Source organism: Neotamlana sargassicola, from assembly GCF_020523965.1.
In the GTDB taxonomy this organism is placed as follows: Bacteria; Bacteroidota; Bacteroidia; order Flavobacteriales; family Flavobacteriaceae; genus Neotamlana; species Neotamlana sargassicola.
In genome coordinates this window covers 151,691-170,473 of record NZ_JAJAPX010000005.1, presented here as the reverse complement: position 1 = coordinate 170,473, position 18,783 = coordinate 151,691, and the positions used below count along the sequence as shown (strand labels likewise).

Here is an 18,783-nt window from a genome sequence, read left to right as displayed (position 1 = left end):
TATTTTAGTGCAAAACTTTTATATATGTCACAAAACAGTATTCTAAATACAAAATCGATAGAATTCCTTGAAAAATACTTAAATAATGCTGCCCCAACTGGTTACGAATGGGAAGGGCAAAAATTATGGATGGATTACCTAAAACCTTATGTAGATGAATTTATTACAGACACTTACGGAACTGCTGTTGGTGTAATAAATCCAGATGCTAAATATAAAGTAGTTATTGAAGGACACGCCGATGAAATTTCATGGTATGTAAATTATATTTCTGATAACGGACTTATTTATGTTATTAGAAATGGCGGAAGCGACCACCAAATTGCACCAAGTAAAGTGGTTAACATCCACACGAAAAACGGTATTGTAAAAGGTGTTTTTGGATGGCCAGCAATACATACCAGAAACCGTGCTAAAGAGGAAGCACCAAAACTAGACAATATTTTTATAGATTGTGGTTGTAAAAACAAAGAAGAAGTTGAAAAACTTGGTGTACATGTCGGGTGTGTAATTACCTATCCAGATGAATTTCACATTTTAAACGATAACAAATTTGTTTGTAGAGCTATTGATAATCGTATGGGTGGTTTTATGATTGCTGAGGTTGCTCGTTTACTTAAAGAAAATAAAAAAGAATTGCCTTTTGGGTTATACATTACCAATTCGGTGCAAGAAGAAATTGGTTTACGTGGTGCAGAAATGATTACACAAACCATTAAACCAAATGTGGCCATTGTTACCGATGTTACTCACGATACCACAACGCCAATGATTGAAATGAAAAAAGAAGGCCATTTAGAACTTGGACTAGGCCCTGTTGTGGCTTATGCGCCTGCGGTACAACAAAAACTGCGCGATTTAATTATTGATACTGCTGAAGCTAAGAAAATTCCATTTCAACGTTCGGCCTTATCTAGAGCTACAGGAACCGACACTGATGCCTTTGCTTACAGTAACGGTGGCGTAGCTTCTGCATTAATATCTTTACCTCTACGCTACATGCACACCACTGTTGAAATGGTGCACCGCGAAGATGTAGAAAATGTAATTAAACTTATTTACGAATCGTTATTAAAAATTAACGACGGCGATACGTTTAGTTATTTTGAATAATATTAATTCCCGCGAAAGCGGGAATCTTTTTTTAGTTAAACCGGTCGTTTAAATTCAATAAAAAAAATCTCAACACTAGAATATTTTAAAATCGCATTGTGCAATACCAAAACTATGGACGAATTAATAGACATTGTAGATAAAAACGGTATACCTACTGGAGAAACAGCATTAAAGTCTGTAATACACGCCGAAGGTTTATTACACAATACAGCACACTTATGGTTATACACTAAAACTGGCGACATTTTATTATCGCAACGCTCTGCAAAAAAGCTTATTTGCCCGTTACTTTGGGACGTTTCTGTAGCAGGACATATCGATGCTGGAGAAACCGCAGAAGAAGCTTGTTTAAGAGAAACGTGTGAAGAAATTGGTTTAAAACTTAATGAAACTGATTTAGAAAAAATAGGCGCTTTCAAGTGTTTTCAATCCTACGATTATGGTGTACATGATAACGAATTTCATAATACATTTATAGCCGAGTTAAAAGTTCCAATAACAAAATTAACACCTCAAGAAGATGAAGTTGAAGCTTTAAAATTAGTATCGCTACCCCATTTTGAAAATATAATTAACAGCCTTGATGTTGAAAACAATAACCATTTAGTAGCGAGCAATAAGGATTATTACCTTATTATTTTAAATAAAATAAAAGCTAAACTTAGTTAAAATGGCTTTATTACTTTTAGCTATAGCGCCAATTTTTATCATAATAATTTACATTTACACGCGCGATTTATACGAAAAAGAGCCTAAAAAACTTTTAGCAATTAGTTTTCTTCTTGGTGCCATTGTAAGCATAATTATTACAAGTATACTTTACTATTTTCTCAATATTTATTTACCTTTAACTAACGGATTAAGTATAACGCAACAATTTATTCAAGCCTTTTTTGTTGTTGGTTTAACCGAAGAGTTTAGTAAATATATTATTGTGCGCTACTACGCCCAAAAGAAAGCAGATTTTAACGAACCTTTCGATGGCATTGTTTACGCTGTAATGGTATCTATGGGTTTCGCCGCGACCGAAAATATTTTTTATGTTCTCGAAGGCGGTTTTCAAACAGCTATTTTAAGAGCTTTTACAGCGGTGCCAGCTCACGCGACATTCGGCATTTTAATGGGATATTTTATGGGTAAAGCCAAATTCTCTAAAAATAGAATCGTATTAAACCTGTCTGGTCTGTTATTGGCTGTTATTTTTCATGGCGCCTACGATTTCTTCCTATTTATAGATTTTATTCCTGGTATATGGGTTGGTGCTTTTATTTCACTTTTTATAGGTATTGTGTTATCTAGAAAAGCTATAAAAAAACACCAAAACAATTCTACCTTTAAACCTTAAAAAATTAAATAATAACATTTTGTTAATTAATTATAAAAAGCCTTTACTGCTCATTAATTAGCTTAATTTTGCACTATGCAAAAACCTCAAAAATTTAAATTTGAATTTGTTGCACTCATGGCATCGCTTATGTCGATTGTTGCACTTTCAATAGATGCCTTATTACCTGCAATACCCGAAATAGGAAAAACACTTAACTCGTTAGACCCAAGCAAAAATCAATTACTAATAACCATGATTTTTTTAGGTATTGGTTGCGGACAATTAGTTCTCGGACCTTTATCGGATAGTTTTGGGCGCAAACCTATTGTTTATGTTGGTTTTTTCATTTTTATTATTGCCAGCATTTTTTGCTTAACCACAGAAAGTTTTACCGTTATGATTTTTGGTAGAACTTTACAAGGTTTTGGTTTAGCGTCCGCACGAACCATTAGTATTTCAATGGTTCGCGACCAATTTGAAGGCGACTACATGGCAAAAATTATATCTATAATAGTTATGTTTTTTTTGCTCGTGCCCGTAATTGCGCCAACTTTAGGTCAGTTTTTATTTCATATGTTTAATTGGGAAGCTATTTTCTATTTTAATTTAGTTTTTGGATTTTTAATTATGCTCTGGTTTTGGTTTAGGCAACCTGAAACATTAACCAAAACTAACCGCATTAAATTTTCGCCTAACTTATACGTAAACGGCACTAAAAAGTTTTTTAAAAGTAGCGATGCCGTTGCTTACACCTTTATTTCGGGTTTTATTACGGGGTCGTTTATGGTGTATTTAAGTACTTCACAACAGATATTTCAAGAACAATATAAACTGGCCGAAATGTTTCCTTATATTTTTGCTAGTTTAGCTATTTCTATAGGTTTAGCCACATTTTTAAACAGTCGCTTAGTAGAACGTTTTGGCATGTTTAACATCGCTTATAAAGCCTGTATTGCTTATGCTACAGTTTCCTTATTGTTTGTTATTTTATTTTGGAGTGGTAAAAACCCAAGTATCTATATTTTAGTGCCATTTTTTGCCATGCAATTTTTTGCTGTAGGTTTTCTTTTTGGAAATTTACGTGCATTAGCTATGCAACCTCTTGGTCATATTGCTGGTATCGGTGCTGCAATAAACGGATTTCTATCTACTGTTTTGGCTGTTCCCATTGCAAATTTTATTGGCACTTACGTAAACACTTCGGTTTTACCATTATTCATTGGGTTTTCATTTTTTGGTATTTTATCTCTGGTCGTTTTTTTAATTTTAAAACGAAAAAGAGCCGTACAAAATGCTTAAATTATGTGGTTATATTTAGTATTTTTATAGCCTAATTTATAAACTAAAAATAAAATGAAACTAATAGGAATTGGTAAAAACTATGTAAACGATAAATCGGAAATTGAAGCCATAAAAACAGGTTTTCAAACCATATTTATTAAAGCAAATTCTACTATAGTTACCAATAACAACGACATTACTTTCCCTGCTATTACAGAACAACTTGCTTACGAAGTAGAGCTAGTTGCAAAAATTGGTAAACAAGGAAAAAACATTGCTTTAGAAGATGCTGAATCTTACATTTCTGAAATTGCTGTTGGTATAGATTTTACAGCTAAAGATGTGTTAGCTAAAAGTAGAGAAAAAAAAGGCCCATGGGCTTTAGCAAAAGGATTTGATGGCGCTTCGCCAATTTCGAACTTTAAACCGATAAGTGATTTTCCAGATTTAAACAATATCAATTTCGGATTAAAAATTAATGGAGAAGATCGTCAAATTGGTAACACCGATTTAATGATTTACAATTTCAGCGAAATTATTTCATTTGTATCTCAATACATGACTTTAGAACCTGGAGATTTAATTTTTACTGGTACTCCAGCTTCTGGTGTTGGCTTAAATGTAAAAGGCGATCACTTACAAGCTTCAATTGAAGGCGAGTTATTACTCGATTTTAAATTAGTTTAAAAGCTCTTTTACTAACTATTATTAAATGAAAAATTCCATTGCAGAACGTGTCGCCGATTTCTTAAATAGGTATCCTCCTTTTAACATGATTTCTTCTAAAGATTTATTACAAATCGCCAAAGAAGTAAACATTATATACCTTGAAAAGGGCGACACGGTCTACAATCAAGACGATGGTTTTAATCATCATTTTTTTATTGTTAGAGATGGGGCTATAAACTTACACTACACGTTAAATGATGCAGATAAAAACCTAAACATTAACGATGTTGGCGATGTTTTTGGTGTAAGACCTTTAATTGCTAAAGAAAATTACAAACATACGGCTACCGCCAACGAGGAATCTATTGTTTATGGCATACCTATCGATCTTTTTCAATCCATTACTTACAACAACTCCCAAGTAAGCAAATATTTAGTAACCGCTTTTGCAACAAACGCTTACGATCCATATACCACCGAAGAAAACTCTAAAGTATTTGGAGATTATTTACCTAATACTGCAAACGATGTTGCTAATTTCCAAACAGCAGATTACACAAAAAATCCAGTTACCTGCAATACAAAAACCTCTTTAAGAGATGCAGCCATAAAAATGAGCACCTTAAAAATAGGCTGTATTATTGTTGTAGATGATGAAAAAAAACCATTGGGTATAATTACAAATAGTGATATTAAGAATAAAATTGCAACGGGTAAATTCCCTATTGAAACCGAGGTAACAAACATAATGTCCAGTCCTGTATTTACGGGAAAAAAAGGACTAACAATTGCCGACGCTCAATTACAAATGATAAAAAATGGCATTGGACACTTGTGTATAACTCACGATGGCACAACCAATACCAAAATTACAGGAATATTAACCAACCACGACATTTTAGTCGCTTTAGGAAATAGCCCTAGTGTTATATTAAAAGAAATAAAACGTGCAAACCGCACAAAAAAGCTTAGAACTGCACGCCTAAAGGCCAATACCTTACTTAAAAGTTACCTAGAACAAAATATTCCATTATCGCATATTGTTAAAATTATGGCGCAAATAAACGACGCTATAAGCTTTAAAGTTGTTGAGATTGCAGTAAACAGAATGCCTACGCCTCCACCAACCTCTTTTGCTTGGTTAGCATTAGGAAGTCAAGGCAGACACGAGCAACTATTATTTACAGATCAAGATAATGCGCTTATTTTTGAAGATGTTACAACTGATAAATATGAAGACACTAAAAATTACTTTTTAGAACTCTCTAAAAGAATTACAGAAAGACTACATAAAATAGGTTTTGAATATTGTGAAGCCGATATGATGGCTAGTAATCCAGAATGGTGTAAATCTGCGAGTGAATGGCAAACTCAATTTAAAAACTGGATTCTTCAACCCGATGAAAAGGCCGTTTTGTTATCTTCTATATTTTTCGATTACAACTATATTTATGGTAATGAATACTTGGTTGAAAATTTAACGGAAACCATTTTTAATACTATTGATAATACTTCTCAATTTTTTAAATTTTTAGGTCGAGACGCCATTAAAAGTCCTTCGCCTCTTGGGTTTTTCAAAAAATTCGTTGTTGAACAAAACGGAGAACAAAAAGATCTGTTTAACATAAAAAACAGAGCTTTAATGCCTTTAATAGATTCTGCAAGATTGCTGGTATTAATAAACAAAATTAAAGGTATTAATAATACCGCAGAGCGCTATGAAAAAATGGCCGAACTCGAGCCAGAAAACAAAGCATTGTACAACTCTTGTGCTTATGCATTTAAGGCGCTTTCAAAATTTAAAGCGAAACAAGGGATTCTTCATAAAAATTCGGGTAAATTTATAGCACTAGAAAGCTTAACAAAAGAAGAAAAGTTAAAGTTACGCCGCTGTTTCAAACCTATAAACGAAATACAGGAAACACTTAAGTATAAATTTGATTTATAAGTATACCATATGTTTAATTGGTTTAAAAGCAAGAAAAAATATTATCCAGATTTTTGGTTAGAGTATCTAAACCACTTCAAATCTAAAAAGCGAACAACTATTAAAGAAACTCGTTTTGTTGCCTTTGATACCGAAACTACCGGATTCGACAGAAAAGAAGATCGTATATTATCTATTGGTGCTGTTTCAATTACAAAAAAAACAGTTCAAGTAAACCAAAGCCTAGAACTTTATATAGAACAAGATATTTTTAAACCTGAAACCGTTAAAATTCATGGTATTTTAAAACATGGATCATTAGAAAAAATATCTGAAATTGAAGCAATTAAACAATTTTTAGCTTATATAAAAGATTCTGATTTAGTAGCCCATCATGCTGGTTTTGATAAAAATATGGTAAATGAAATGCTTTTAAGACATAATTTGGGTAAACTAAAAAATAAATTTATTGATACTGGGCACCTTTACAACAAATCGAAACACATTATTTACAGAGAAAATTTAAAAGAACATTATAGTTTAGATGATTTGTGTGAAGAATTAAATGTACCAAAAACAGATAGGCACACCGCCACTGGCGATGCGCTTATTACTGCTATTATTTTCTTAAAAATTTTATCGCGCTTAGATAAACGAAAAAATTTGGAGTGGGATTATTTGCTTAAATAATTACAAAACCTCGTCCATAATACCTTGTACAATTTCTGGATTTAGCAAAGTACTTGTATCACCAAGATTACTGGTATCTTTACAGGCAATTTTTCTTAAAATACGACGCATAATTTTTCCACTTCTTGTTTTAGGTAAACCAGCGGTAAACTGTATCTTATCAAGTTTTGCAATTGGGCCAACTTGTTCGGTAATTAATTGGTTTATTTCTTTACGCAAATTATCATGGTTTCTGCTTTCGCCAGTTTCTTTTAAAGTTACATAACCATACAATGCATTTCCTTTTATATCGTGAGGAAAACCAACAATAGCACTTTCGGCAACTGCAGGGTGTTCGTTAATAGCATCTTCAATAGGTGCAGTTCCTAAGTTATGGCCAGAAACAATTATAACATCGTCTACTCTACCTGTAATTCTGTAATACCCAACCTCATCGCGTAAAGCGCCATCACCTGTAAAATATTTATTTTCAAACGCCGAAAAATAGGTATCTTTATATCGCTGATGATTTCCCCAAATAGTTCGTGCCATACTGGGCCAAGGAAATTTTATACATAAACGACCATCTACTTGGTTTCCTTTTATTTCTTTTCCGTTTTCGTCCATTAAAGCAGGCTGAATACCAATAAAAGGCAAAGTCGCATACGTTGGTTTTGTTGGTGTTGCAAAAGCTATTGGCGTAATCATGATACCTCCTGTTTCGGTTTGCCACCACGTATCTACAATTGGGGCTTTCTTTTTACCTACATTATCGTCGTACCAATGCCACGCTTCTTCATTTATAGGTTCGCCAACAGTTCCTAGAACTTTAAGCGATGATAAATCGTGTTTTTCTAAATGCTCAACACCTTCTTTTGCCAAAGCTCGAATGGCTGTTGGTGCGGTATAAAACTGATTAACTTTATGTTTTTCTACAATTTCCCAAAAACGACCAAAATCTGGATAACTTGGTACGCCTTCAAACATAATTGTTGTTGCTCCGTTACACAATGGACCGTAAACTATGTAACTATGCCCGGTAATCCAACCTATATCGGCAGTACACCAATACACATCTTTTTCTCGGTACTGAAACACATTTTTAAACGTATATGCGGTGTAAACCATGTAACCTGCCGTGGTGTGCACCATACCTTTTGGTTTTCCTGTAGAACCCGAAGTATAAAGAATAAACAACGGATCTTCGGCATTCATTATTTCTGGTTCACAATCGTGATAGGCTTCATCTAAAAGCGGTTGCAACCAATAATCTCGACCGCTCTTCATATTAACATTAGCATCAATTCTTTTCGCAACCAATACACTTTCTATCGTATCGCAATCTTCTAAAGCTTCATCTACAATGCCTTTTAAATCGATGGTTTTCGATCCTCTAAACGAACCATCACTGGTTATTACCATTTTACATTCAGAATCTTTTATTCTGGTGGCTAAAGCCGATGCTGAAAATCCTGCAAAAACAACAGAGTGTATGGCACCAATTCTAGCACAAGCTAAAACCGAAATGGCCAATTCTGGAATCATTGGTAAATAAATACAAACACGATCGCCTTTTTTAATGCCTTTTTCTTTTAACACATTGGCAAAACGACAAACACGATCGTGAAGTTGTTTATACGTAATATGTTCGGCTGATTCTTTTGGATCGTTAGGCTCAAAAATTATAGCGGTTTTATTGCCACGTGTGTACAAATGCCTATCGATGCAGTTTTCGGTAATGTTTAATTGTGCACCTTCAAACCATTTTACTTCTGGTTTTGTAAAATCCCAACTTAAAACGTTGTCCCATTTTTTACGCCACATAAAATGCTCTTCGGCAATCTCTTCCCAGAAAACTTCTGGATTTCTTACAGATTTTCTATAAACTTGATAGTATTCTTCTAAGTGTTTTATGTGGTAATTACTCATGTATTATTTAGTTTTTAATTTAGCTAAAAATAAGCTTTCTATTTTTTATTAAAAAATGTTTCTTCTTCTGGTGATAAAAGTCTTGATCGTATAATAAAACGTAATCCTAAAGGAATTTCTAACGAAAAACTCGCGCCTCTACCTTCTGTAATATCTATAGTTAAATGGGTGTGTTTCCAATATTCAAATTGGTCTTGATTCATGTAAAAATTAACATTATTAACGACACCTAAAAAAACATCGCTTTCGTCTAAATACATATCGTCTTTTTCAAATAACATAGGCGCAGAACCGTCGCAACAACCTCCACTTTGGTGAAAAATTAATTCACCATGTTTTTGTTTTAATTGTTCTACAATTTTTGCGGCTTCTTGGGTAATAGCAATACGTTCCATTTTTTTAAATTAAAGAAGATTTTTTTTAATACAACTCGTTTTTTCTGTTTTTAATAAATAATTAAGATTTTATGCATTACATTATTCATTGAAATTGAAAACTTTTTGAAAAATCAACAAAAAAAGGCTGATGTTTTTATTCAGCCTTTTTTAGCATTCTTCAATAAAAACAATTTTCTTAAAAGAATCCTAGTTTGTTTTTATCGTAAGAAATAAGCATGTTTTTTGTTTGTCTGTAATGATCCATCATCATGTGATGATTTTCTCTACCAAATCCAGATTTTTTATACCCGCCAAAAGGTGCATGTGCAGGATACGCATGGTAACAATTAACCCAAACACGACCAGCTTTTATTGCCCTAGGAATTTGATAAAGTTGATGTGCATCGCGTGTCCAAACACCAGCACCTAAACCATATAATGTATCGTTTGCAATTTCTAATGCTTCGGCTTCATCTTTAAACTTAGCAACACAAACTACCGGACCAAAAATTTCTTCTTGGAACACACGCATTTTATTGTGGCCTTCTAAAATCGTTGGTTTTATAAAATACCCATTCGCCAAATCGCCTTCTTTATTTGCTTCACCACCGCACAATACTTTTGCGCCTTCTTCTTCTCCTATTTTTATATAAGATTGAATTTTTTCATATTGATCGTTCGATGCCTGAGCGCCAACCATACAACTTGTGTCGTACGGATTGTTTTGCACTATGGCTTTTGTGCGTTCTAAAACACGTTCCATAAATTTATCGTAAATAGCTTCCTGAACTAAAATTCGTGACGGACATGTACATACTTCACCTTGATTGAAGGCAAATAATACGGCGCCTTCTATGGCTTTATCTAAAAATGCATCATCGGCATCCATAACACTATTAAAGAAAATGTTTGGCGATTTACCGCCTAACTCCATAGTTACCGGGTTTAAATTTTTCGACGCATATTGCATAATTAATTGCCCTGTTGTGGTTTCTCCAGTAAAAGCCACTTTATCTACTCTAGAGCTTGATGCTATAGGTTTTCCGGCCTCTGGACCAAAACCATGAATAATATTAATAACTCCAGGAGGAAATACATCGGCAATTTTTTCCATTAACAAGGTCGCCGACGACGGTGTTTGTTCTGCAGGTTTTAACACCACACAATTACCTGTTGCTAAAGCTGGCGGCAGTTTCCAAGACAACATTAATAGCGGGAAATTCCACGGAATAATTTGCCCAACAACACCTAAAGGTTCCTTAATATTCATAGACAAGGTATTTGCATCTAGCTCGGTCGCGCTACCTTCTTCTGCACGAATACAGGCTGCAAAATAACGCCAATGGTCTACAGCCAACGGAATATCGGCATTTAAGGTTTCACGAATTGGTTTTCCGTTGTCGCAAGTTTCCACTAAGGCAAATTCTTCTAAATTAGCTTCAATAATATCGGCAACCTTATTTAAAAGGGCTGCACGCTCGGTTACCGAGGTGTTTCCCCAAGCTTCTTTTGCTTTGTTTGCGGCATCTAAAGCTAATTCAACATCTTCTTTTTGCGATCTTGGGTATTTTGCTATTAGTGATTTATCAATTGGCGACGTATTTTCGAAATACGCACCGCCAATGGGATCTACAAACTTTCCGTTTATAAAATTGCCATAGGTGGTTTTAAATTTTGGCTTAGAATAACTCATTTCTCTTATTTATTTTAATTAAACTTCATTTATAATTACACTCATATTTGTTAATATTTTTAACATTTAATGATTTTAGCTCTATTATTTTAGTTAATATGTAATTTCTATAAAGGTATTTTATTAAATTGTGAAATATTTGAACAAAATTATTAATGAATTGAACATATCTATCATTTAAAAAAATTAGAATCTATATTTTGTAATATTGTTTATGAACCAACTATTGAACCACCACATTAGCAACCGAAAAATAACCACGCTTGTAGAAAATAAAACCACATACAACGCTGATTATGCAGAGTTAAATATTTATGAAACCCATAAGTATGCCGAAAAAGTATCGTTAACGTTTGACTTTCCTGTAATTGCTAGTATGCTAACCGGAAAAAAGGTAATGCATTTAGAAAACATGCCATCGTTTGATTTTTTCCCTGGTGAATCGGTTGTTATGCCCACGAATAAAGAAATGGTAATAGATTTTCCGGTGGCGAATCTAAAAAAACCAACACAATGTTTGGCTCTAGGAATTGATAGTACAAAAATTGACGAAGTTGTAGATAAATTTAATAACCACGTTGCTATTGAACGTGAAAACAACAACTGGAAACTTAGTAATAATGCCTCTCATTTAATAAACAACACCGATGTTAACCATCTTGTAGAACGCTTAGTTTATACGTTTACAAAAAACACAAGTTCTAAAGATGTTTTATTAGACTTAATGATTCAGGAACTTATTGTGCGTTTATTACAAACCAAAGCGAAAGCGTTTTTACTTAACGATACCGATGGCGTTTTTAACGACACACGCATTGGATATGTTATTAAATACATAAAACAAAATTTAACCAATAAAGATATAACTGTTGATTTGCTAGCTAAGAAAGCCTGTATGAGCGCCTCACATTTTCACAAAAAATTTAAAAACACACTTGGTGTTTCGCCTATAGATTATATAAATTCTGAAAAAATTAAATTTTCGAAAAAGCTTATTAAAGAAACTAAAAACTTACGCATTTCTGAAATTGCGTACAAATCTGGTTTTAATAACACGAGTTATTTTAACAGACAGTTTAAAAAGATGGAGTTGATGACACCTCAACAATTTAAAGCATCTGTTGCAAAATAACAGATGCTTTTAAGTTTTAAAATGAAGCTTAATTAATGTTAATGATTAACAGCCTCTCCTGCTCCACTTGGTATTCTAATATTTTCAACAATATCTTGTACATCTTTTGGTGGTGCTTTTGTAAACTTCATAACCACAATAGATACAATAAAATTTAGCATCATAGCTACGGTTCCAAAGCCTTCGGGCGAAATACCAAACCACCAATTGGTTTTAGTTCCGCCACCAAACCAACCAAATTTAAATTTGGTCATATAAAAAAGCATGGACAAAATACCTACAACCATTCCAGCAATAGCGCCTTCTTTATTCATTTTCTTATAAAAAATCCCTAAAATAATAGCCGGAAAAAATGAGGCTGCTGCCAAACCAAAGGCTAATGCTACTGTAGCCGCAACAAACCCTGGTGGATTAATACCAAAATACCCTGCTACGCACACTGCAACAACTGCCGATAATCGTGCTGCTACTAACTCTCCTTTTTCTGAGATTTTTGGATTAATCATCTTTTTAATTAAATCGTGAGATACCGATGCAGAAATTACCAACAATAAACCTGCTGCGGTAGATAAAGCAGCAGCCAAGGCACCTGCAGCTACCAAAGCAATAACCCAATTAGGTAACTGTGCAATTTCTGGGTTGGCTAACACCATAATATCTCTATCTACAACCAATTCGTTTTTCGTTTCGTTGGCTACATATTGCACAAGGCCATCGTTATTTTTATCTGTAAAGCTTATTAATCCAGTAGTTTCCCATTTTTTAAACCACTCTGGCATTTTATTGTATGGTTTATTAGATACGGTTTCTATCATATTTGTTCTTGCAAACACAGAAACCGCCGGAGCTGCAGTATATAGAATTACGATAAGCAATAAGGCTAAACCAGCCGATTTTCTGGCGTCTTTAACCCGTTTTACAGTAAAAAACCTAACAATTACATGCGGTAAACCTGCGGTACCTACCATTAATGCTAAAGTTATGGCGAATACATCAACGAGCGATTTAGAGCCTTCGGTATATTCGGCAAAGCCTAAATCTGTACTTAATCCGTCTAATTTATCTAACAAATAGGTTCCAGAGCCATCTGCTATAGTACTTCCAAAGCCTAATTGTGGAATAGGATTCCCCGTCATTTGTATAGATATAAAAATAGCAGGAACCATAAAAGCAAAAATAAGCACGCAATATTGTGCAACCTGAGTGTATGTTATTCCTTTCATGCCACCTAAAACGGCATAAAACAATACGATTATCATCCCAATAATTACACCTGTATTAATATCAACCTCAAGAAAACGAGAAAATACCAAACCCACACCGCGCATTTGTCCTGCAACATAAGTAAACGATACCAAAAGCGCACAAATAACCCCAACAAAACGGGCGGTTTTAGAGTAATAACGATCGCCAATAAAATCAGGAACTGTAAATTTTCCAAATTTTCGCAAGTAAGGTGCTAAGAGTAAAGCTAAAAGCACGTAGCCTCCTGTCCACCCCATTAAATACACAGAGCCATCGTAACCCGCAAAAGAAATAATTCCAGCCATGGAAATAAAGGAAGCTGCACTCATCCAATCGGCTGCCGTTGCCATACCATTGGCCAATGGTGAAACACCACCACCGGCAACATAAAACTCTTTTGTTGAACCTGCTCTAGACCAAATAGCTATACCTATATAAAGCGCAAAGGTTATGCCTACCAAAATATAAGTCCAATTTTGAACTCCAATACCTTCTGCAAATAAGAAACTATTCATCATAGCCGTATTTTTTATCAAGTTTATTCATAAGGCGAACGTAAACAAATATCAATATTACAAATACGTACATTGACCCTTGTTGTGCAAACCAAAACCCAAGTTTAAATCCGCCTAAACGAATTTGGTTGAGTTCATCTTTAAATAAAATTCCTGCGCCATAAGACACCAGAAACCATATGGCTAATAAAATAATGAGATACCTAATGTTTTCTTTCCAATAGGCTTTTGCTTTTTGTTTTGTCATGATTATTTAGTTGTTGTTGGTTAATGGTATTAATGTAGCGTTTAAACTCCTTAACTACTTTTGGAGCAAGTACAATAGTCGCTAACATGGTTGGTATAGCCATGAGCGCAAAAACACCATCGATTAAATTTAACATGGTGGCAAACGGTGTTGTTGCTGCTAAAATTATACTTAAAATATAAATGTAATTATAAAAATGTTTTTTGTTGGCTCCAATTAAAAACGATAAGCATTTAGTGCCATAATAAGCGTAGGAAAACAATGAAGATACACTAAACACCAAAACGCAAATCATGAGCAAATATTTACCGTAAACAGGAATAGCAAAATCGAAAGCATTGGCCGTTAAACTAACGCCATTACTTTCTGTAGTTTCCCAAACTCCTGTTACTAAAATAGCCAAAGCAGTTAAAGTACACACAATTAAAGTGTCTATTGCAGGCCCAAGCATAGCGACTAAACCTTCTCGAATAGGTTCGCTTGTTTTTACCGCGCCATGTGCTAATGGTGCAGTGCCTATACCGGCTTCGTTAGAGAAAGCTCCACGACGAATACCTAACAGAATTAATCCACCTAAAACTCCTCCATAAAACGCATCGCCATTATAATTTTTTCCTGAAAAGGCATTTTCAAAAATCATAATGAAATATTTCGGCACTTCTTGGTAATTCGATATTAAAATAAAAAGCACAAGTGCAAAATAAAGTATTACCATACTCGGTACCATTTTAGATGCTGCATTACTAATTCGCTTTAAACCTCCCAGAATTATTAAGGATGTAAAAACTACTAAAATTATAGCTAAAATTAAATTTGATTTTAAATCTACTTCAACGCCATTTGGAGTTAAAACAATATCGTTTATAGCTTGTGTTAGCTGATTTACATTCACTACAGGTAATACGCCTAACATTCCGAAAAGAGAAAACATAACAGCCAAAGGTTTCCAGTTTTTCCCTAAACCTTCTGTAATAAAATACATGGGTCCACCTTGAACAGTTCCGTTAGAGTCTTTTCCTCTGTACATTACAGCTAAAGTACAAGTGAAAAATTTGGTAGACATCCCAACAATAGCACTTACCCACATCCAAAACATGGCTCCTGGTCCGCCCACAGAAATAGCGACTGCAACGCCTGCAATATTCCCCATCCCAATTGTTGATGCCAATGCAGTTGTTAATGCTTTAAAATGACTAATTTCTCCAACATCCTCAGGGTTGTCATATTTACCTCTCAATACTTGAATGGCATGACCTAAATATCGAAAGGGCAAAAATTTTGAAAGAATAATTAAATACAAACCACCACCAATTAGTAAAATTACCAATGGTAAACCCCAGGCATAGTTAGAAAATGCTCTTATAATTTCGGACATGTAATGAATCTAAATTCTTAAAAAAGGTATTTTGTTGTACCAATATAAAGTTTTTAATTTTTAAAAAGTATATTTAGAGTTAATAAACTAACTAACTTTGCAAACTACTCGATTATATTTTATTGATGCTGTGAGGGCATTTGCTATTTTAATGATGCTTCAAGGGCATTTTATAGACACATTATTACAACCCACATTTAGAAATCCCGAAAACATTTATTTTAATACTTGGAGCTATTTTAGAGGCATAACAGCCCCCGTATTTTTTACTATTTCGGGTTTGGTATTTGCCTATTTACTACTTCGAGCCTACCAGAAGGGCGATGATAAACCACGCATTAAAAAAGGACTTTTTAGAGGGTTGCTTTTAATTGTAATTGGTTATAGCTTAAGAGTAAATATTTTAAATTGGCTTAATGGTAGTTTTAATTCATACGTGTTAGTTGTTGATGTTTTACAGTGTATTGGCTTGTCGCTAATACTACTTGTAATTTTTCACGTTTTATTAAAAAAATTTCAATTTTTATACGGCAGTGTTTTACTGCTATTGGGCATATTCATTTTTGTTACAGAACCATTGTATAGAAGTTTAGAAATGAATAATGTTCCTCTTATTTTCTCTAACTACTTATCAAAATCTAACGGGTCGGTTTTTACTATGCTTCCTTGGTTTGGCTATGCAGCCTTTGGAGCTTTTCTTTCTATAATGTTTTTTAATTATGCTCATAAAAACAATTTTAAAATAAGTGCTTTATTAGCCTTTTTTATCTCTGGTTTATCCCTGATTTACTTATCCAGTTATGCCCTGCTAAAACTAAGTTATTTTACAGGAATAGATATTTTTAAACAAAGTGCGAATTACAATTATTTATTTACTCGACTTGGTAACGTTTTCATACTTTTTGCTGTGTTCTATGCTTTTGAGAATTACTTAAAACAATCGCTAATTACCAACATAGGTAAAAAAACATTGTCGATATACGTTATTCATTTTATTTTACTCTACGGAAGCTTTACGGGCTATGGAATAAAGCGTTACTTAAACAAATCACTAGATCCTATTGAAGCTGTAATTGGGGCTCTAATTTTTATTGTAGTAGTGTGTTTTATTGCATTTTATTACGTTAAAACCAACACCTTTATTTATACTTTAATACGAAAATTAGTAGACAGACTAAAACATTAACAGTAATTTACTGCAAAATCACGCTAGAGTATAAACAATAAAACAAAAAGTGAGCACTAAATTAAGAGTAAAACTAACTAAATAAGTTGTTTATATTATTTAAACTTCTACTAGCTTAAAAAACCCTCTCATACAAATAATGAGAGGGTTTTAATCCCAAAGCTAAATTTGTAATAACTTAAAAAGCTATTAACTAAAATAACCCTTCAATTTCATAATTGCTAAAAATCAGTCAATTAAAAAGGTTATGTTTTAATATTGCAAAGGCACTATTATTTTTTTATAAATATGTTTGTAAAATACCAACGACCGTCTGCGTTGGTTTCGGCAGATACATCGAAGTCTGTAAAATCTCCTTCTAAGTTTTCTTTATGAGATTCGCTATTTAACCAAGCTCTTACAACAGCCGCCGCCGAACTGTACCCGTAGGCTACGTTTTCAGTCACTTTTGTAGCTCCGGCATGTTGTTTTAAGTAATTACTGCGGGTATAAAAATTGGCATGAGAAACCACATCATTAACAACCATATAATCGGTATGGCTATATGCCACAGATTTGATAAGATCCATTTCGCTCAAAGTAGCCAGTCCTAAAGAAGCGCGATGGTCGTTAATTAAATTTAATATTTCTATTTCAATATCTTTAGCATCGAGAGTAGTTTGGGGCAACTCTAATGATGCATTTTCGGTATCCATGCTATCTGTTGTACAAGACGACAAGCTAATCGCAGCTATAAACACCAAAACCAGTAGTTTGTTAAACAATTTCATTTGTAGGTTAAGTTTTGTAGGTTTGGGATTATAAAATTACAAGCCTTCTACAAAACAAAACGTTAACGAATTGTTAAAATCGACAAGAAACATGTATTTTATCGATTTTTATTGCAATTAATCGTTAAAATACATCGAAAACAAAAAATACGTAGTATTTCAGCGACTATTTAAGGTGATAATCGATTTTTTAACCAGTTGTAATTAGGCTGCAACTTATAATTCACTCTGTCGTGCAACCTGTTTGGGCGACCTTGCCAAAATTCAATTTCCGTAGGTTTTACTATATAACCACCCCAATGCTGCGGTCTGGAAATTTCTTTACCTTCATATTCTTTTTCTAAGTTTTCTAATTTTTTTTCAAGGTAATTTCTACTTTCTATTTCCTCACTTTGATTAGAAACTATAGCTCCTAACTTACTGCCTCGAGGTCGCGATTCGAAGTAACCGTCACTCAAATTTTCTGGTATTTTTTCCGCTTTTCCTTTAATTATTATTTGACGCTCTGCACCATGCCAGAAAAAAGACAAACAAACATTGGGATTTTTAGAAATGGCCTTCCCTTTTTCGCTGTTATAATTAGTATAAAAAATAAAACCTTCGAAAGTATATTTTTTTAAAAGCACTACTCTATTTTTAGGATACCCATCTAAACCAATAGTTGAAAGCGTCATGGCATTAGTTTCATCCTCTACAAAAAAGGAATCGACTTCATGAAACCATCGTTGAAATAATTCCATGGGATTTTCTGGTGTATCTGATAATAATAAAGCCCCTTTTTCGTATGATTTTCTGTAATCGCTTAAATCTTTATTCATACCACAAAATAAATAAAATTATAAGAATAAAGCATTTTTATTTATTGAACAGAATTTCTATTTTTACGGCTCCCTAAGAAAATCATATTATGAAATTTATAGATTCCTCCACCTACAAAGAGTTGAATCCAGAAAAACTTGTTTTACCTTTCGGTGAATTTTATTTAACTGATAAATTTGTTGTTGCAGAAATTTATGACGGAGAGCATGTAGATTGGGATAAAATTGAACTTCTTTTTATTAAAATTGCACCATTCTATAAGAATACCTCTAAACTAGCATACATTTCACATAGAATAAACGACTATTCTGTAAATCCGCAAATTTGGTCGCAATGGGAAGATACATTCGATTTTATCGTAGCGAGTGCCATTGTTATTTACAATAGCACTACATTAATGAATGCTTCTATTGAAAAGTATTTTGCTAACAAAAGTTTGAAGCGTTGCCGAAGTTTAGAAGAAGGTATAAACTGGGTTAATAATTTAAAAGAGTTTAATTAGTAAA

Annotated in this window: 18 protein-coding genes; 10 read left to right on the top strand and 8 right to left on the bottom strand. The window is 33.5% G+C overall.

Features of this window, described 5'->3' with window-relative positions; translation table 11 throughout:
- The first annotated feature begins 24 nt into the window (after nucleotides 1–24).
- From LG651_RS12680 to LG651_RS12650, 7 genes are all read left to right on the top strand, one after another.
- A complete protein-coding gene (locus tag LG651_RS12680) occupies nucleotides 25–1,113 on the top strand; it encodes a M42 family metallopeptidase (RefSeq protein WP_226696489.1) in 1,089 nt (362 codons plus the stop codon).
- A gap of 114 nt (nucleotides 1,114–1,227) precedes the next feature.
- On the top strand, nucleotides 1,228–1,785 hold the full coding sequence (locus LG651_RS12675; RefSeq protein WP_226696488.1) for an NUDIX hydrolase: 558 nt from the start codon (nucleotides 1,228–1,230) through the stop codon (nucleotides 1,783–1,785).
- A gap of 1 nt (nucleotide 1,786) precedes the next feature.
- Nucleotides 1,787–2,461: a PrsW family intramembrane metalloprotease gene (locus tag LG651_RS12670; protein WP_226696487.1), complete on the top strand. Its 675-nt coding sequence runs from the start codon at nucleotides 1,787–1,789 to the stop codon at nucleotides 2,459–2,461.
- Nucleotides 2,462–2,536: 75 nt separating this feature from the next.
- Complete coding sequence (locus tag LG651_RS12665) at nucleotides 2,537–3,742, top strand: multidrug effflux MFS transporter (RefSeq protein ID WP_226696486.1); 1,206 nt, start codon at nucleotides 2,537–2,539, stop codon at nucleotides 3,740–3,742.
- Between the two features lie 54 nt (nucleotides 3,743–3,796).
- The gene (locus LG651_RS12660) at nucleotides 3,797–4,411 is read left to right on the top strand and encodes a fumarylacetoacetate hydrolase family protein (protein WP_226696485.1); all 615 of its coding nucleotides are present in this window, start codon (nucleotides 3,797–3,799) and stop codon (nucleotides 4,409–4,411) included.
- 25 nt (nucleotides 4,412–4,436) lie between these two features.
- Nucleotides 4,437–6,341, top strand: coding sequence for a DUF294 nucleotidyltransferase-like domain-containing protein (locus LG651_RS12655; RefSeq protein ID WP_226696484.1), 1,905 nt, complete (start codon nucleotides 4,437–4,439; stop codon nucleotides 6,339–6,341).
- Between the two features lie 9 nt (nucleotides 6,342–6,350).
- On the top strand, nucleotides 6,351–7,010 hold the full coding sequence (locus LG651_RS12650) for a 3'-5' exonuclease (RefSeq protein WP_226696483.1): 660 nt from the start codon (nucleotides 6,351–6,353) through the stop codon (nucleotides 7,008–7,010).
- Here the strand turns inward: LG651_RS12650 and acs are convergent, their stop codons facing one another.
- From acs to LG651_RS12635, 3 genes are all read right to left on the bottom strand, one after another.
- A complete protein-coding gene (gene acs, locus LG651_RS12645) occupies nucleotides 7,011–8,918 on the bottom strand; it encodes an acetate--CoA ligase (RefSeq protein WP_226696482.1) in 1,908 nt (635 codons plus the stop codon). It abuts the gene before it with no gap.
- 38 nt (nucleotides 8,919–8,956) lie between these two features.
- On the bottom strand, nucleotides 8,957–9,313 hold the full coding sequence (locus LG651_RS12640) for a DUF779 domain-containing protein (RefSeq protein WP_226696481.1): 357 nt from the start codon (nucleotides 9,311–9,313) through the stop codon (nucleotides 8,957–8,959).
- Between the two features lie 178 nt (nucleotides 9,314–9,491).
- Complete coding sequence (locus LG651_RS12635; protein ID WP_226696480.1) at nucleotides 9,492–10,988, bottom strand: aldehyde dehydrogenase family protein; 1,497 nt, start codon at nucleotides 10,986–10,988, stop codon at nucleotides 9,492–9,494.
- A 214-nt stretch (nucleotides 10,989–11,202) separates the two neighbouring features.
- Here LG651_RS12635 and LG651_RS12630 point away from each other — a divergent pair, with 214 nt between their 5' ends.
- Nucleotides 11,203–12,120 carry an AraC family transcriptional regulator gene (locus LG651_RS12630; protein ID WP_226696479.1) on the top strand — a complete coding sequence of 306 codons (918 nt, stop codon included), beginning with the start codon at nucleotides 11,203–11,205 and terminating at the stop codon, nucleotides 12,118–12,120.
- A gap of 38 nt (nucleotides 12,121–12,158) precedes the next feature.
- Here the strand turns inward: LG651_RS12630 and LG651_RS12625 are convergent, their stop codons facing one another.
- Genes LG651_RS12625 through LG651_RS12615 form a run of 3 tightly spaced genes read right to left on the bottom strand, consistent with a single transcriptional unit; the run spans nucleotide 12,159 to nucleotide 15,502 of the window.
- The gene (locus tag LG651_RS12625; protein WP_394371671.1) at nucleotides 12,159–13,880 is read right to left on the bottom strand and encodes a sodium:solute symporter family protein; all 1,722 of its coding nucleotides are present in this window, start codon (nucleotides 13,878–13,880) and stop codon (nucleotides 12,159–12,161) included.
- Nucleotides 13,873–14,127 (bottom strand): DUF4212 domain-containing protein, encoded by a 255-nt coding sequence (locus LG651_RS12620; RefSeq protein WP_226696478.1) that lies wholly within the window; start codon nucleotides 14,125–14,127, stop codon nucleotides 13,873–13,875. The genes LG651_RS12625 and LG651_RS12620 overlap by 8 nt, the downstream gene beginning before the upstream one ends.
- Nucleotides 14,084–15,502 carry an alanine/glycine:cation symporter family protein gene (locus LG651_RS12615; RefSeq protein WP_226696477.1) on the bottom strand — a complete coding sequence of 473 codons (1,419 nt, stop codon included), beginning with the start codon at nucleotides 15,500–15,502 and terminating at the stop codon, nucleotides 14,084–14,086. The genes LG651_RS12620 and LG651_RS12615 overlap by 44 nt, the downstream gene beginning before the upstream one ends.
- Nucleotides 15,503–15,599: 97 nt before the next feature.
- On the opposite strand from LG651_RS12615, the gene LG651_RS12610 reads away from it, so the two are divergent.
- Nucleotides 15,600–16,688 (top strand): heparan-alpha-glucosaminide N-acetyltransferase domain-containing protein, encoded by a 1,089-nt coding sequence (locus tag LG651_RS12610; protein WP_226696476.1) that lies wholly within the window; start codon nucleotides 15,600–15,602, stop codon nucleotides 16,686–16,688.
- A 272-nt stretch (nucleotides 16,689–16,960) separates the two neighbouring features.
- On the opposite strand, the gene LG651_RS12605 is transcribed toward LG651_RS12610, so the two are convergent.
- Nucleotides 16,961–17,458 (bottom strand): CAP domain-containing protein, encoded by a 498-nt coding sequence (locus LG651_RS12605; protein ID WP_226696475.1) that lies wholly within the window; start codon nucleotides 17,456–17,458, stop codon nucleotides 16,961–16,963.
- A 170-nt stretch (nucleotides 17,459–17,628) separates the two neighbouring features.
- The gene (pdxH, locus tag LG651_RS12600) at nucleotides 17,629–18,276 is read right to left on the bottom strand and encodes a pyridoxamine 5'-phosphate oxidase (protein ID WP_226696474.1); all 648 of its coding nucleotides are present in this window, start codon (nucleotides 18,274–18,276) and stop codon (nucleotides 17,629–17,631) included.
- 89 nt (nucleotides 18,277–18,365) lie between these two features.
- Between pdxH and LG651_RS12595 the strand changes: the two genes are divergently transcribed.
- A complete protein-coding gene (locus tag LG651_RS12595) occupies nucleotides 18,366–18,779 on the top strand; it encodes a hypothetical protein (protein WP_226696473.1) in 414 nt (137 codons plus the stop codon).
- Nucleotides 18,780–18,783: the final 4 nt, after the last annotated feature.